Raw genomic sequence first — 13918 nt, 5'->3', positions numbered from 1 at the left:
CGGGGAACTGGATCCCGCCCGGCTCGTCGAGCACCGGGAGGTTCCCCATGTCCGTCCGCACCACGGGTCGTTTCACGTTCGCCGGCTGGGAGGAGCAGCCGGTCGGCGCGGCCGACTCCGTTCCGCGGATCGCCCGCTCCACGGTGGTGAACTCCTTCACCGGGGGCATCGAGGCGGAGGCGACGACCTGCACCTACACGATCACGTACACGGGGGAGAACATCGGCTCGTACACGGGTCTGGAGCTGCTGTCGGGCAGCCTCGACGGCCGCAAGGGGGCCTTCGTGCTCCGGGAGGACGGCACGTTCGACGCCGGCGGCACCCGGTGCGGCTTCGAGGTGGTTCCGGGGTCGGGGACGGGCGAGCTCGCCGGGCTGACGGGCTCGGGGTCGTTCGAGTGCCGCCACGGCGACACCTCGGTGGAGTACGTCCTCACCTACGACCTGTGAGGACGCGGGTGCGGACGCACTCCCCCGGCCGGCGCGGCCGGCGCCGCGGCCGTTACGGGGCGCCGAAGGTCAGCGTGAGCTGCGGTGTCCCCTCGTTGGCCGGGGCCTCGGAGGACCACAGCCACAGCGCGTCCGTGCCGGATCCGGTCAGGGCGACGCTGTAGGCGGTGCCCAGTGCGGCTCCGACGGCCGCCGTGGACAGGGCCGTGGTGTCTACGGCCGAGCCGTCGGGGATGCCCGCGAAGCTGCCGAGGGCGGGGCCGCCGAGCGCGGGCCGGTTGGCGTACGTGGTCCCGCTCTCCGTCCAGGCGCCGGTGACCGGGACCACCGACACCGTGTCGGTGGTCCCGGCCCCGCTCATCGTGCTCGTCTTCACCGACAGCACGGCCGACTTCAGGACCGTGCCCGCGGGCGCGGCGGGCAGGTCGAAGCGCAGGTGGCTCTGGTACAGCGGGGTGCCGCGCACGGCGAGCGAACCGGAGGTCCCGTAGTTGCCGTCGGGGGCACCGGCGTTCGCGTACGTGTCCTCGGCGGCGGTCACGCGGACGACGGTGTCGGCGGGGGCGGAGGCCAGGGTGTAGTGGTCGCGGACCTGCGCCGCACTCAGCACGCTGCCGTAGACGGCGGTCTCGTCGAGCTGGCCGGCCCAGAACTCGCTGGTGGGGCGGTTCGGCCAGCCGCCGAGGCTGTCGCCGCCGGCGTGCCAGTAGCCGGAGTAGTTCTCGTGCGTGGTGACGGCGAGCGTGCCCTGCTGCACGCCGTCGACGTACAGGACCATGCCGCCGGGGCCCTGGGTGCCGACGACGTGGTGCCACCTGTTGTCGTTGTAGCTGCCGGCGGTGGTGAGGGTGCGGGTCGCCCCGGTGTAGACGCCGAGGACGAGGCGTCCCTCGTTGGTCATGTAGAGGTGCTTGTCGTACTGGCTGCTGCCGCGGGTCTGGTTGTTCCCGAAGCCGACGAGCTTGCCGCCGCGGGTGGTGCCGGTCCTGAACCAGGTCTCCACGGACCAGCTGCTGCCGACGGTCTGGCGGCGGTCCCCGTAGACGCGGGTGTCCGTGCCGTTGAACCCGATCGCCGTGCTCGCTCCCGAGACCGCCGCCGGGCTCTGGCGCAGGGACGGGGCGCCCAGGTGCACGCCGTTCTCGGTGCCCCCGGCCGAGGAGTCCGCGGCGTACGGCAGGACGGTGTCGTCGTAGCGCCAGTACAGCTGGGCGCCGTCGGAGCGGACGCGGTCCGCGTACGCGTCGGCCGACAGCGGCACGGTCACGGTGGCGGTCGCCGACAGTGCGCTGGTATTGCCGGCCGCGTCGGTGGCGCTGACCCGGTACGTGTACGTCTGGCCGGGCGTGACCGTGGTGTCGGTCCAGGACGCCTGCGGGCGCTTGAAGAACAGCGAGTCGGCGGTGACGGTGGCGATCGGGGTGGCCACGCCGTTGCGGTGGATCCGGTAGGTCAGGGTGCTGTCGTCGAGGTCGAGGCCGGTGCGCCAGCGCACCTGCACCTCACCGGGCCGGAAGCTGGCCGCGCTCGCGAGGGGGGTGGTCGGCGCGCCGGTGTCCCCGGTGGAGGCGAAGCGGGTCAGGCTCTGCTGTGCAGCCCCGTTGACGGTGGTGAACTCGCCGCCGACCCAGAGGTACTGGACGCCGCCGCGGGAGCCGACCGCCATCACGCGCGGGCCGATGCCCTCGCCGATGCCGTCGTTGGTGTCCGGGGCCCAGCCCAGTTTGCCGGTGCCGGCGGTCGGCTGGGCGAGCAGGTGGTGGCGCTGCCCGTCGGGGAACTCACCGACGCTGGAGCAGTCGTGGGCGTGCGAGGCGCTGTACAGCACGTTCTGGTACGGGAGGACGGCCTGGGTGGCGCCGAGGCAGGTGTCGCGCCAGCGCTGGCCGAAGCCGGCCAGGTCGAGCGCGATCCGGCCGTCGAAGACGCCGCCGCCGGTGCCCTCGTTGGCGGTGTAGAAGCCGGTCGCGTCGGTCGCGATGTCCTTGACGACGGAGTTGGTCTCGATGAAGTTCGGGTACGCCCGGGTGAGCGCGCCGCTGGCGGCGTCGACGACGGCCAGGGCGTGGGTGTTCGTGCCGTTGACGGTGAAGAAGTCGCCGCCGAGGATGACGCCCCGGCCGTCCGGGGTGACCTCGACGGCCCGGCCCGGCTCGTCCGCGTCGGCCCGGAAGGGCTTCAGCGCACCGTCGGACGCGGCGACGGCGGCGAACCGCTCGCGCGGCTGCCCGGCGACGGTCAGGAAGTCACCGCCCGCGTAGACGGTGTCCCCGGTGACCGCCAGGGCCCGAACGGTCGCCGCGAACGCGGGGCGGAAGGAGGTGTTCACCGTGCAGGTGGCCACGTCGACGGCGGCGAGGCTGGAGACCGGGGTGCCGTTGACCGCCCCGAAGTAGCCGCCGGCGTAGAGGGTCTTCTTGTCCGGGGACAGGGCGAGGGCGCGGACGGTGGCGGTGCCCGAGCCGATGGTGAAGGACAGTCGGCAGGAGGTCGGGGCGCCGGTCGCCGCGTCGAGCGCGACGAAGTTCACGGCGGGCTGCTCGGTGCCGGCGCCGCCCTCGGGCGGCCGTACGGCGGAGAAGGTGCCGCCGGCGAAGACCGTACCGCCGGCCTCGGCGAGGGCCCAGACGACGCCGTCGGGCTGCCAGGTGGGCAGGGCGTCGGCGGTGAAGGCCACGGGTGGGGTGACGGCTGCCGCCTGCGGGAGGAGGCCGAGACCGACCCCCGCGGCGGTCCCGGCCAGAGACAGGGCGAGCGCGGCCGCCAGCCCTCTGGATCTGTGCATGAGACCCCCAGTTGGGTGTGCATCCGATCGCTGTGCGCGGTGCGGTGGCGGCCGGAGCGGGGCGCCGTCCCGCCCGGCCGTCGGTAGGGCGCACCCTAGGCCGATTCGCCGGTCCGTTCACCACACTTGGCGTATTGGATGCGAAATTGCTCGACGGCGGTCAGGGGGTCGGCAGGGGGCGGCAGAGCAGGGCCGCCGGGGACGGGCGACCGCCGCGGACAAGTTACCGGCCGGTCGGCATCCGGGGAACCCGTACGCCCCCCGGTTTCCGTGAGGCGGCCGGGCCGAAAACCACGCGCGCGCGGCCGTCGGCCTCTACCGTGCCGTGGAGGAACGGACAGGCAGGGCGAGGGCACGGGAAGGCGGCGGAACCGGTGGACGAGGAAGAAGACCTGCGGCTGGCGAGGATGACCCCGGAGATCTCCCGCCGCACCCTGGTGATGCTGCGGGGCCTCGCCGGGCTGGAGCCGCCCGAGCGGGTGCCCGAGGACGCGATGGCCGTGGCCGACGAGATCCTCGCCGAGTACGGCACGGACGGACTGCGGGTCCTGGTCATGACGCTGGCGTCCTGGGCCACGGCGCAGATCGAGAACGTGGCCGAGCTGAGCCGGCGCAGCCACGAGGCGGTCCTCGACGCGATGGAGCTGGCCTGTCTGGAGGCCGGTGCCGAGGACTGACGGCAAACGGTGGCGCCGCCACCGGCCGCAATCGCGCGGATGTCGGCCACACTGGGGGTAGCGGGGGGCCCTGATCGGAGGCCGTCGTGAGCACACCTTCCCCCATCCGAATCGCCGCAGTGCTCTCCCCGGAACACCGCGGCCGGCTGATGTCCCACGCCCGCGAGGTCAACTTTCCCGAGGGCGCGCGGATCTTCGACGAGGGCACGCCGTCCGAGTCCTTCTGGATCGTCCGCTCCGGCACGGTGACCCTGCAGATCCCCGCGTCCGGCGGCCGGCGGCCCGCCCCCGTCGAGAACCTCGGCCCCGGGGAGCTCGTCGGCTGGTCCTGGCTTTTCCCGCCGTACGTCTGGCAGCTCAGCGCGGAGGCGATGACCCCCGTACGCGCCTACGAGTTCGACGCGACCTCCGTGCGGATGCTCATGGACGCCGACCCGACCTTCGGCTCCGCCATCGGGCACTGGGTGGGACGGGTCCTCGCGATGCGCCTCCAGCAGACCCGCACCCGGCTGCTCGACCTGTACGCCCCGCACGCCGCCGCCGGTTCGTGACAGCCCGGTAAACCACCCGGCCAGGGCCCCCGGACAAAGGTTTCAGCGCGTGTGTTCGGCCGTTTCGGCGGCGCGCTCCCGCACAGGTCAGCGCCGTCGCACGGCTGCGGACTGCATACATTCGCTTACGATCGGTGACGGAAAATCACGGTGCGAACGGGCGTTCAACGCGCTGGTCGGCAAGACTCCTGTCCGCTATCCGAAGCACCCACCTCAAGGAGTTCGAAATGCGGTCCATCGCACGGAGTCTCGGCCTCGGTTCCGCCGCCATGGCGCTCACCGCGCTCACCGCGCTGGCCTGGCCCGGAACCGCCGACGCCGCACCGACCGGCACCGAGAGCGTGTACGCACCGTCCGCCCTCGTCCTCGTGGTCAGCACCGGGGCGGACCCCGGGTACGCCACACCCCTGCGCGCGGTGACGCTGTCCTGCTCGCCCTCTCCGCGCGGCACCCACCCGTCCCCGGCCGCCGCGTGCGCCGAACTGCGGGCGCACGCCGACCGGCTGGACGTCCTCGCCGAACCGCTGCCCAACGTCGACTGCACGCGGGAGTGGAACCCGATGACGGTCACCGCCGACGGGGTCTGGAAGGGCCGGCGCATCAGCTACTCGTACACCTTCGCCAACCCGTGCGCGCTGCGCCACAGCAGCGGCACCCTGTTCGACTTCTGACCGGGCGCGCCGGGTGGACCGGGCGGCGCCGTGCGACCGCCGCCCGGGTCACTGCGGATCGCTGCCGCCGAGGTCGAACGCGGGGCCGGGTCGGGCCGCAACGGTGACGGCCCGGCCCCGGGCGCGTCGGGGCGGCCGTCCGGGGGTGTCAGCCGAGTTCGAGACTCGTCACCCCGTACAGCCCGGACAGTTCGAGGTCCGGCGCCGGGCCCGTGTACATGCGGGCGGCCTCGAAGGTGGGGACGAGGCCGAGGCCCGTCACGAGCTCCGTGGCGGCCGGGTTCGCGTCGGGCACGTCCACGGCGACCACTCCGTCCGGGGTGTGCTCGGCGAGCCGCTGCAGCAGGGCGGCCGCGATCTGCGGGGTGGCGGCATACAGCGGGCCGATCCGCGAGGCCCCGCTGCACGGCCTGACCACGCCGAATCCCTCGATCCGGCCGTCGCGGACGGCGGCGAGCGCGGTCCGGCCGGGCAGGGCGGTCCAGGCGGAGAGGAAGGAGTCGCGGGGCTCGGGGAAGAAGCGCCGGTCGTAGGCGGCGAGCAGGCCGAAGGGCAGCGCGGCGGCATCGACCACCGCGACCCCGCCTGCGCCGGGGCCGCGGCCGGAGCCCGTCGCCGCGGCCCGGCCGCCCGCGCCGGAACGCTGCGGCCGGCCTTCGTGGCGGACGTTGTTCCAGGCATGGACGAAGCCGGACTTGCGGTAGTTGTCCTGCTGTTCGACCACCCCGTCGAGGCCGATGAGCCGCCCGTCGAGCCGCTCCATGCCGGCGTCCCAGAGCCTGATCCCGTACCCCTGGCCGCGGAAGGCCGGGGCGGCGATGTAGAAGCCGATGAACCCGAAGCCCGACCCGTACCGCACGGCCGAGATGCAGGCGGCCGGTTCGCCGTCGACCCGGCCGATGAGGAAGCCGCCCGGGTCGGCGACGGCGACGGCGAACCGGTCGGAGTCGCCCGGGTTCCAGCCCTCGGCATCGGCCCAGGTGCGCATCAGTTCCATGTCGGCGGCGCTCGCGCCGGTGATCTCGAATCCCGTCATGTGCCGTGTTGTACCAGATGCGCGACGGGCCGTCAGGGGCGCCGATCGGCCGTCAACAGCCGTGTGAAGGCGGCCGGATCGACGTCCCGGTGGACATCGCTCACCTGTGCGTCACCCACTTCGACGACCCGCCAGACGCCGTCGGCGCGCAGCGCGAGGTCGGTGGTGACGAAGGGGCACTCCAGTGCCTCGACGGCGACCCGCACAAGATCGAGGTCCGGCAGGCCGGGCCGGGTGCCGCCGCCGGCCGCGCCCGGTGGACCGAAGTCGTCCGCCGGGCTGTCGGGGTGCGGGGTGACCAGCCGCGGGACGCCGTCCCGCCACCACACGCGGACCTCCCCGGGCGCCGCGTCCGGCGCCGGACCGGGCGCGCCGAACGGCTCGAAGGCGCGCAGCACGACGCCGCCGGCCAGGAACTCGCCCTGGAGTTCGACGAACCGGCTCACCACCCGGTGCAGGGCCGTCCGGTCGGCGAGGTCGGGGATGTAGCAGGCCGCGTCCCACTCGTGCTTGCGGGACTTCACGTAGTCCTTGACCACGGCGGCCCCGGGCGGCAGCCCGGCGGCCAGGGCGGCGAGCCGCTCCGGGGCCGGGGCCTGGCCCGGGCCGGTGGGCAGCCAGCGGCTGACCGGGGTGAGTCCGGCGAACGTCCTGTACCAGCCGGGGAGTTCGTGGGCGCGCCGGTAGCGGTCGGGGTCGGTGAGGAGCTGGGCGCCGCGCCGCCGCAGGGCCGCGTCGAGCTCGGCGTACCGGTCGGCGGGGAGCATCCAGCCGCGGTACCGCAGCGGTCCGGCCCCCACGGGCACGCGGGCGGTCGCGCGTTCGGCGTCGCCGGCGGTCAGCGCGTCGTGGTCGACGAGGTGGACGGCGGCACCGTCGGCGCGCAGCTGCCGGGCCTCCGTCGCGAAGTGGGCGTCGACCCGGCGCTCGTTCAGTGGATCGGAGCAGTACAGGACGGCGGTCGGCATGGGACCAGCCTACGGGTGCGGCGACCGGCCCCGCGCCGGTGCTCAGCCCGCGCAGATGACGTCGTCGAGCGTGATCGGCTGCGAGTCGAGGCGTACGTACGCCGTGAAGGTGTCGCTGGTGCCGGTGGCCCAGTGGGTGGTGACCGTGGCCCAGCCGACGTTCGCCGACTGCGCCACCGTCACCGGCCCGACGGCGATGTCCCGAGGCTCCTGCGGGGCGCAGAGCAGTATGTCCAGCCCCGGGCTCAGCGCCTGTCTGTCCTTGAGGTGCTGGGAGACCCGCTGGGACCGGTCGTGGGCGGAGGGGCCGTGGCTGCCGTAGAAGGAGGTCAGGAAGCGGCTGATGTCGGCGGCGGTGTGCCGCAGGCGGGCCTGCGCCGGAGCCGGGTCGGCCGCGGCGGCGGAGGAGGACGGGGCCGGCAGCGCGAGCAGGCTGAGCAGCGCGGCGCCGACCGCGTACGACGTGAGTCTCATGCCGGATGTGTATCCGGCGGGCCGGGGCGCGGGCCGGACCGGGCCGGATCTCACTCCTGTGGGGGGCGGGATTCACCGCGGGGACGTGCTCCGCTGGACGGCGGCGGCAGGCCGTGGCCGTGGCCGGCCGTAATGCGGTCGCGGTACGGCCCCGGTGGTCCGTAGGGTCGGGCCCATGGGTAAGCCGCTCGTCGCAGTGTTCAGTGGGGCCGGGATGTCCACCGACTCCGGCATTCCGGACTACCGGGGGCCGCAGGGTTTGTGGCGCCGGGAGCCCGATGCGGAGAAGCTCGTGACGTACGAGTACTACATGGCGGATCCGGAGATCCGGCGCCGTTCCTGGCGCATGCGCGCCGAGATCGGGGCGCTCGACGCCCGGCCGAACGCGGCGCACCTGGCCGTCGCCGAGCTGGAGCGCGGCGGCACTCCCGTGCGGGTGATCACCCAGAACGTGGACGGGCTGCACCAGCTGGCCGGGGTGCCGGCGCGCAAGGTGCTGGAGCTGCACGGCACCGCCCGGGAGGTGGTGTGCACGGCCTGCCGCGCCCGCTCCGGGATGGACGAGGCGCTGGACCGGGTCGCCGCCGGGGATCCGGACCCGGCCTGCGCGGCCTGCGGCGGGATCCTCAAGGCGGCGACCGTGATGTTCGGCCAGAACCTCGATCCGGAGGTGCTGGCGCAGGCGGTGGCCATCGCCAAGGGCTGCCACGTCTTCATCGCCGTCGGGTCCACGCTCCAGGTGCAGCCCGCCGCCTCGCTGGCCGGGATGGCCGCCGGGGCGGGGGCCCGCCTGATCATCGTGAACGCGGAGGAGACCCCGTACGACGCCCTCGCCGCCGAGGTGATCCGGGAGCCGATCGGCACCGCCCTGCCGGCGCTGCTGGCCCGGATCTCCGGCTGAACCGGACGGCCGGGCCGTCCCGGCGCCCGGTCAGGCGGCGTCGGCGGCGCGGCGCATCTCCGCCACGTCGAGCTTCTTCATCTTCATCATCGCGGCGGTGGCCCGGGCGGCCCGTGCCGGGTCCGGGTCGGCCACCAGGTCGATCGCGCCGGGCGGGACGACCTGCCAGGACACGCCGAACCGGTCCTTGACCCAGCCGCAGGCGGACTCCTCGCCGCCGTCCCTGGTCAGCGTGTCGTAGTAGTAGTCCGCCTCCGCCTCGTCCGCACAGTGGATCTGGAAGGAGATCGCCTCCGTGAACGGGAACTGCGGTCCGCCGTTGAGCCCGACGAACTTCTGGCCGTTGATCTCGAACTCGACGATCATCACCTCGCCGGCCGGGCCGGGCCCCGCCTCGGTGTAACGACCGGTCCGGCCGCGCCTGCCGTCCTTGAACACGGACAGGTAGTACTCGGCGGCGGCCTCCGCGTTGCCGTCGAACCACAGGCACGTGGTGAAGCCGTTGCTGCTCATGACTGCCTCCAGGCGGGGCGGTGGGCGGACGGGGTGCTCCGCGGCACCCCCTTCTCCCACTACAGACCCGCCCCGGGCCCGAAGTTCATCGGTGGGCCCGGGGCGGCTCTGTTCAACGCCTGGAATGCACTCCTTCGGCTCAGGCCTCCGGGTTCGCGCCCTTCTCCAGCATCCGGTCGACGACGCGCTCGGTGGCGCGGCCGTCGTCCAGGTCGCAGAACTCGGCGCGGAACGCGGCCCGCGCCTCCTTGTACTCCTCGCCGACGGCGTCGACGTTGCGGACGGCCTCGATCAGGCTCGCCGAGTCCGCCAGCATCGGGCCGGGCGCCTTCGCCTCCAGGTCGAAGTTGAAGCCGCGCAGCGTGCTCCGGTAGTGCTCGAGGTCGTACGTGAAGAGCAGGATCGGCTTGTCGGTGACCGCGAAGTCGAACAGCGCCGAGCAGTAGTCCGAGATCAGCACGTCGGCGACGAGGAGCAGGTCCGTGGCGTCCGGCCAGCGGGACACGTCGACGGCGAAGCCGTCCCGGACCGGGTCGCGGAGCTGCTCGGTGACGCGGTGGTGGCCGCGGATCAGCAGGACGTGGTCCTCGCCGAGCGCCTCGCGGGCGGCGTCGAGGTCGATGTGCAGGTCGAGCTTGTAGCCGCCGGAGAAGCTCTCGCGGTTCTCCCGGAAGGTCGGCATGTAGAGGACGACCTTCTTGCCCTCGGGCAGGCCCAGGCGCCGCTTGACCTCGGCGATCCGCTCGGCGTCGGGCCGGACGAGCGCGTCGGTGCGCGGGCTGCCGGACTCGATGACCTCGCCCTTGTAGCCGAGGGCCCGCTTCAGGAGCGGCGTGGCGTACGAGCTCGGGGAGGCGAGCAGCGACCACTGGGCGCTGTCGTGCTCCAGCCCGTCCAGGATGTCGGGGCTGGTGTAGTAGTCGTGGATGAAGTCGTGACCGATCTCCTTGATCGGCGTGCCGTGCCAGGTCTGGACGACGACCTGGCCGGCCCGGCGCTGGAAGCGGCGCGCCACGCTGTCGTTCAGGACGTAGTAGCGGGCGCGGGCCAGGGCGTCCCAGGCCTCGACGCTGTCGTACTCCACGGCGCGGGCGGTCGGCGGGACCTCGGCACGGCCGTCGCGGACCAGCCAGATGTGGTCCAGCTTCTCGCCGCGGCGCACCAGCTCCTCGTGGATGGCGCGCGGCGCGTCGCCGGCGGCCTGACCCTGGAAGGTGTCGTAGACGACGATGTCCTTCAGCGGCAGGGCTCGGCGCGCCGGGTACGTCTCGTCGCGCAGGACGCGCTGGGCGTACCGGGAGCGGTCGTGCGGGGTGAGCATCTCGTCCGCGACGAGCGCCATGCGGTCGTAGAAGCGGGCCTCGATCCGCATCCGGCGGCCGTGCAGGGTGAGGCCGACGGGGCCGGCGTGCAGGCAGGAGGGCGCGAACTGGACGGGGGCGCCGCGGTCGACGCCGAGCAGGCCCGCGGTGGTGCCCGCCTGGGCGACCGGGCGCAGCGTGGGCCACCAGCGGCCGTGGGGCAGGGTGGCGCGGCCGGCGTAGGACTCGGGCAGGACCGGCTCGAAGACGGCCTCGAAGCGGTCGCCGTCACGGGTGACGGGGTAGCTGAACTCGGTGCCGCTCGCGTTGTGGAAGACCAGCTCGTACGGCTCGTCGGTGGCGGCGGCGAAGCGGCCGCGCAGCGTGAAGGCGCCAGCCTGGGCGGAGACCTCGTCGATCAGCGGCGGGCACGGCTGCACGGAGAGGGTCAGGTGACCGGTGTTGCCGCGCTTGGCGAAGACGGTGCGGCCGGTGTCGCCGCCGGGCAGCGGGAGGACCAGGCCGGTGAAGCCGCCGCGCTCGTCGTGCACGAGGCGGTGGCCCTTGTCGTCGGTGCCGGTGCCGGTGACGGCGAGGGCCCACGGCTCGGGGGACCATTCGCCGGGCGCGACCTCACCGTCCGGTACGGCGGCCAGGTCGGCCAGCGGAACGCGCACGGTGAACGGGACCCGGCCGGAGCCGTTGGCGGCGGCGGTCTCCAGGGGGAAGGTGAGGACGGTGCCGGTGGAGACGTGCTCGGCGCGCAGGGTCGCGCCGGAGCCCCCGAGCTCGGCGGCGATCTCACCGGCGATCTCGACGGCGTCGTCGCCGGCAGGGCGGACGTCGAGGGCGCGGGCCCGGACGACCTCGACCTGGATGGTCAGGGAGCCCTGGATGTGGGGCAGGATGCGGACGTCCGGGGTCACCCAGTGGGCGGGCGGGTTCTGGCCGCTGTCGGACTCGCCGCCCTTGAGGCGGGCGCGGTGCAGGCCGCCGGCCCCGGTGACGGCGATGGAGGTGGTCCATATGCCGTCGCGCCAGGTGCCACCGGACTGGAAGGTGCTCGGGTCGACGACGGCCGTGAAGCCGGCCCAGTCGGCGTGACGCAGCGCGAGGTGCGCGACGTTCACGGTGGCCATCGGCGAGGCGACCGTGCGGGTGTTGACCACCGCGCGGCGGCGCTTGCCGCCCTCGCGGAAGACGAGCACCTTGCGGGAGGCGAGGCGGCTCTCGGCGCCGAGGTGGCCCGGGACGGCGTAGCCGCGCAGCAGCAGCTTGCCCCCCTTCCAGACGGCCTGCTCCAGGCGGCTGACGACGCGGAGCTCGCGCGAGCCGAGGGTGAGGAGCTTGGCGGGGACCGGCGGGCGGCCCTGCAGGAACGGGTAGTCCGCCTGCGGGCGCGCCAGGCCCTTGGCCGGGACGCTGTAGGAGTAGTTGCGCTGGTGGTCGGTGAGGGCGATGAAGTCCTCGACGCGGCCCTCGCTGGCCAGGTACGCCTTGAGGCGGTCGGCGACGGTCAGGCCGGACCAGGGGGCGGTGCCGATCTCCCGGATCAGGCCGCCGACCTCCTTGACGAAGGCGGCGCGGAAGTCGGGACCGCCCTCGCCGACGTACTTGTAGATGAGCGGGAGCTCCTCGCTCAGCACGTTGTGGTCGTAGTCACGCAGGTAGCGGACGTACTTGGCGCCCTCCTTGCCCTTGAGGGCCTCGCGGACCAGGCGGATGGAGGTGACGCGGTCGACGACCGAGACCGGGTCGGTGGAGCGCTGGGTGATGGAGCGCTCGCCGGTCTCGCGGACGCGCCAGTGGTAGACGCATTCGCTGAGGATGTCGACGCTGGCGGCGAAGTAGTGCGCCGGGATGCTGACGGGGGCGTCCTCGTAGAGGATGCCCTCGGGGTACTGGAAGCCGTGCTCGTCCCAGAAGCTGCGGCGGTACACCTTGTTCCACGCGGTGCGGTCGGTGACCAGCTCCGGGAACTTGGAGATGTGGGTCTTCAGCCGCGTCTTGGCGAAGGCGGCCCGGTGACCCCAGGACTGCTGCATGCCGACGGAGCGGAAGCGCTGGACGTTGCCGCCCGCGAAGTCGGAGCCGGTCTCGTCGAGGGCGGCGATCAGCCGCTCGTACGCGTAGTCGGGCATGGTGTCGTCGCTGTCGACGAAGGCCAGGTACTCGGTGCCCTCGGTGAGGTGCCGGGCACCCACGTTGCGGGCGGCGCCGAGGCCGGCGTTCTCCTGCATGACGACTCGGAACCGCTTGTCCCGCGCGGCGAAGGCCTTGGCGATGGCGGCACTGTTGTCCGTGGAACCGTCGTCGACCAGGATGCATTCGAAGTCGGCGAACGTCTGGGCGGCGATGGACTCCAGGCACTCGTCGAGGTAGAGCTCGACGTTGTAGACGGGGACGACGATGCTCAGGCGCGGGGGCATGGGTAGCGGGTTCTCCAGCGAATCAAACTCTTTGGATGATCAGAGGTTGAGAGCATCCTACTCGGTAACGGGCTGATAAAGTCCCCCCATCCTGGACATTTGCCGCTGTCCGCCGGGGCGGACGGCAAAGATTTCAGCCGCCCGCCACCTCGGCGTCGATGTCCGACCGAACGTCCGCTCAGACTTCGAGCTCGTTCTCGATCTTCTTGAGCTGGTGTCGGGCCATGGCCAGGTTGGCCCGACCGCGGTCGAGTGCGAGGTAGAGGAAGAAGCCCTTGCTCCCGCGTCCCTTCAGCAGCCGGATCAGGTGGTACTGGCTGCCGAGGGTGATCAGGATGTCCTCGATCTCCTCCTTGAGCCCGAGCATGTCCATGGTGCGGACCTTCGCGCGCACCACGTCGGTGTTGCCCGCCGCGGCGACGCTGAGGTCCAGGTCCTTGCCGCCGCCGATGGTGCCGAGGGCCATGCCGCTGTCGTAGTCGACGAGGGCGGCGCCCAGGGCTCCGTCGATGACGGTGGTGGCTTCCTTGAGGGCGGTCTCCACACTTGCCATGATCCGGTTCCTTCTTTCTGTGACGGTTCGCGCACGCAGCGTGCGTGCGTGCTGGTTGCAGTCGGTGCTGTTGGTGCGGGTGTGCGGTTGGTGCGGTCGTTTCGGGTGTGTCAGGCGGACGGGGACGGCGGCAGGGCCGGACCGGGTCCGCGGCGCCCGAGGGTGTGGTCGATCAGCTCGGCGATGCGCAGGCTGGAGCGGCGGGCCTCGAGGTGGAGCCGGCCCACGTTGACGCGGGGCTCCGCGATCAGGGTGAGGACGGCGGCGTCGCCGGCGGCGTACGTGGCCACGTAGCCGTGCTCGCCGCGGACGAGCAGTTCACGGAACATGCCCTGGCCGGTGCTGTCGCTGAGCCGCTGGGCCACGCCGAGGGCGGCCGCGGTCAGGGCGGCGACGGCCTCGACCTCGGTGGCGGCGCTGTCCTGGGCGAGGACCAGGCCGTCGGAACTCCCGGCGAGGGCGCCGCTGAGCTGGGGGACCCTGGCTCGGAGCCGGCGGAGCTCGGCGAGTATCTCGGCTTCGGCCTCCGCGGGCACCATAGCCGTGCTCATGTCGGCTCCTCTCCTTTCGGGCTGCCTCCGCTCGGGGCGGTCGGTGCGCTCGGCGCGCA

At 73.1% G+C, this 13918-nt stretch carries 13 protein-coding genes; 5 read left to right on the top strand and 8 right to left on the bottom strand.

From position 1 onward, the window contains the following. Positions 1-47: 47 nt before the first annotated feature. Positions 48-449 carry a DUF3224 domain-containing protein gene (locus tag ACSHWO_RS30500; RefSeq protein WP_438316920.1) on the top strand — a complete coding sequence of 134 codons (402 nt, stop codon included), beginning with the start codon at positions 48-50 and terminating at the stop codon, positions 447-449. A gap of 52 nt (positions 450-501) precedes the next feature. Here ACSHWO_RS30500 and ACSHWO_RS30495 read toward each other — a convergent pair whose 3' ends face one another. After that, positions 502-3234, bottom strand: a complete 2733-nt coding sequence (locus ACSHWO_RS30495) for a DNRLRE domain-containing protein (protein WP_438316917.1) — start codon at positions 3232-3234, stop codon at positions 502-504. 374 nt (positions 3235-3608) lie between these two features. Between ACSHWO_RS30495 and ACSHWO_RS30490 the strand changes: the two genes are divergently transcribed. The 3 genes from ACSHWO_RS30490 (at position 3609) to ACSHWO_RS30480 (ending at position 5133) form a co-directional block, all read left to right on the top strand. Then, on the top strand, positions 3609-3911 hold the full coding sequence (locus ACSHWO_RS30490; RefSeq protein WP_385834188.1) for a hypothetical protein: 303 nt from the start codon (positions 3609-3611) through the stop codon (positions 3909-3911). Positions 3912-3997: 86 nt separating this feature from the next. Beyond that, the gene (locus ACSHWO_RS30485; protein WP_385834192.1) at positions 3998-4462 is read left to right on the top strand and encodes a Crp/Fnr family transcriptional regulator; all 465 of its coding nucleotides are present in this window, start codon (positions 3998-4000) and stop codon (positions 4460-4462) included. A gap of 227 nt (positions 4463-4689) precedes the next feature. Further along, positions 4690-5133: a subtilase-type protease inhibitor gene (locus ACSHWO_RS30480; protein ID WP_361090361.1), complete on the top strand. Its 444-nt coding sequence runs from the start codon at positions 4690-4692 to the stop codon at positions 5131-5133. A 148-nt stretch (positions 5134-5281) separates the two neighbouring features. Here the strand turns inward: ACSHWO_RS30480 and ACSHWO_RS30475 are convergent, their stop codons facing one another. The 3 genes from ACSHWO_RS30475 to ACSHWO_RS30465 are packed head-to-tail and all read right to left on the bottom strand — an operon-like array spanning position 5282 to position 7611. Beyond that, a complete protein-coding gene (locus ACSHWO_RS30475; RefSeq protein WP_438316912.1) occupies positions 5282-6169 on the bottom strand; it encodes a GNAT family N-acetyltransferase in 888 nt (295 codons plus the stop codon). A gap of 32 nt (positions 6170-6201) precedes the next feature. Then, positions 6202-7137, bottom strand: a complete 936-nt coding sequence (locus tag ACSHWO_RS30470) for an ATP-grasp domain-containing protein (RefSeq protein WP_438316909.1) — start codon at positions 7135-7137, stop codon at positions 6202-6204. Positions 7138-7179: 42 nt separating this feature from the next. Beyond that, positions 7180-7611 carry a hypothetical protein gene (locus ACSHWO_RS30465; RefSeq protein ID WP_385834207.1) on the bottom strand — a complete coding sequence of 144 codons (432 nt, stop codon included), beginning with the start codon at positions 7609-7611 and terminating at the stop codon, positions 7180-7182. Positions 7612-7786: 175 nt separating this feature from the next. On the opposite strand from ACSHWO_RS30465, the gene ACSHWO_RS30460 reads away from it, so the two are divergent. Beyond that, entirely contained in the window at positions 7787-8512 is a 726-nt protein-coding gene (locus ACSHWO_RS30460; RefSeq protein WP_438316906.1) for an SIR2 family NAD-dependent protein deacylase, read from the top strand. 30 nt (positions 8513-8542) lie between these two features. Here the strand turns inward: ACSHWO_RS30460 and ACSHWO_RS30455 are convergent, their stop codons facing one another. The 4 genes from ACSHWO_RS30455 to ACSHWO_RS30440 all read right to left on the bottom strand — a co-directional run bounded on the left by ACSHWO_RS30455 (position 8543) and on the right by ACSHWO_RS30440 (position 13847). After that, positions 8543-9025, bottom strand: coding sequence for a VOC family protein (locus ACSHWO_RS30455; protein ID WP_361090346.1), 483 nt, complete (start codon positions 9023-9025; stop codon positions 8543-8545). Positions 9026-9164: 139 nt separating this feature from the next. After that, positions 9165-12755 carry a bifunctional glycosyltransferase/CDP-glycerol:glycerophosphate glycerophosphotransferase gene (locus tag ACSHWO_RS30450; RefSeq protein WP_438316903.1) on the bottom strand — a complete coding sequence of 1197 codons (3591 nt, stop codon included), beginning with the start codon at positions 12753-12755 and terminating at the stop codon, positions 9165-9167. 178 nt (positions 12756-12933) lie between these two features. Beyond that, positions 12934-13308 (bottom strand): hypothetical protein, encoded by a 375-nt coding sequence (locus ACSHWO_RS30445; RefSeq protein ID WP_361090341.1) that lies wholly within the window; start codon positions 13306-13308, stop codon positions 12934-12936. Positions 13309-13418: 110 nt separating this feature from the next. Continuing rightward, positions 13419-13847, bottom strand: a complete 429-nt coding sequence (locus tag ACSHWO_RS30440) for a roadblock/LC7 domain-containing protein (RefSeq protein WP_361090502.1) — start codon at positions 13845-13847, stop codon at positions 13419-13421. Positions 13848-13918: the final 71 nt, after the last annotated feature.

Source organism: Streptomyces pallidus (ex Mingjun et al. 2026), assembly GCF_051550185.1.
Classification (GTDB): Bacteria; Actinomycetota; Actinomycetes; order Streptomycetales; family Streptomycetaceae; genus Streptomyces.
This window is presented reverse-complemented; position numbering and strand designations above follow the sequence as displayed.

Bases quoted from the DNA above. Each gene is read 5' to 3' on its own strand.
- ACSHWO_RS30445 (WP_361090341.1), bottom strand. From the start codon at position 13,308: ATGGCAAGTGTGGAGACCGCCCTCAAGGAAGCCACCACCGTCATCGAC.
- ACSHWO_RS30475 (WP_438316912.1), bottom strand. From the start codon at position 6,169: ATGACGGGATTCGAGATCACCGGCGCGAGCGCCGCCGACATGGAACTG.
- ACSHWO_RS30450 (WP_438316903.1), bottom strand. From the start codon at position 12,755: ATGCCCCCGCGCCTGAGCATCGTCGTCCCCGTCTACAACGTCGAGCTC.
- ACSHWO_RS30455 (WP_361090346.1), bottom strand. From the start codon at position 9,025: ATGAGCAGCAACGGCTTCACCACGTGCCTGTGGTTCGACGGCAACGCG.
- ACSHWO_RS30500 (WP_438316920.1), top strand. From the start codon at position 48: ATGTCCGTCCGCACCACGGGTCGTTTCACGTTCGCCGGCTGGGAGGAG.
- ACSHWO_RS30440 (WP_361090502.1), bottom strand. From the start codon at position 13,847: ATGGTGCCCGCGGAGGCCGAAGCCGAGATACTCGCCGAGCTCCGCCGG.
- ACSHWO_RS30480 (WP_361090361.1), top strand. From the start codon at position 4,690: ATGCGGTCCATCGCACGGAGTCTCGGCCTCGGTTCCGCCGCCATGGCG.
- ACSHWO_RS30470 (WP_438316909.1), bottom strand. From the start codon at position 7,137: ATGCCGACCGCCGTCCTGTACTGCTCCGATCCACTGAACGAGCGCCGG.
- ACSHWO_RS30495 (WP_438316917.1), bottom strand. From the start codon at position 3,234: ATGCACAGATCCAGAGGGCTGGCGGCCGCGCTCGCCCTGTCTCTGGCC.
- ACSHWO_RS30460 (WP_438316906.1), top strand. From the start codon at position 7,787: ATGGGTAAGCCGCTCGTCGCAGTGTTCAGTGGGGCCGGGATGTCCACC.
- ACSHWO_RS30465 (WP_385834207.1), bottom strand. From the start codon at position 7,611: ATGAGACTCACGTCGTACGCGGTCGGCGCCGCGCTGCTCAGCCTGCTC.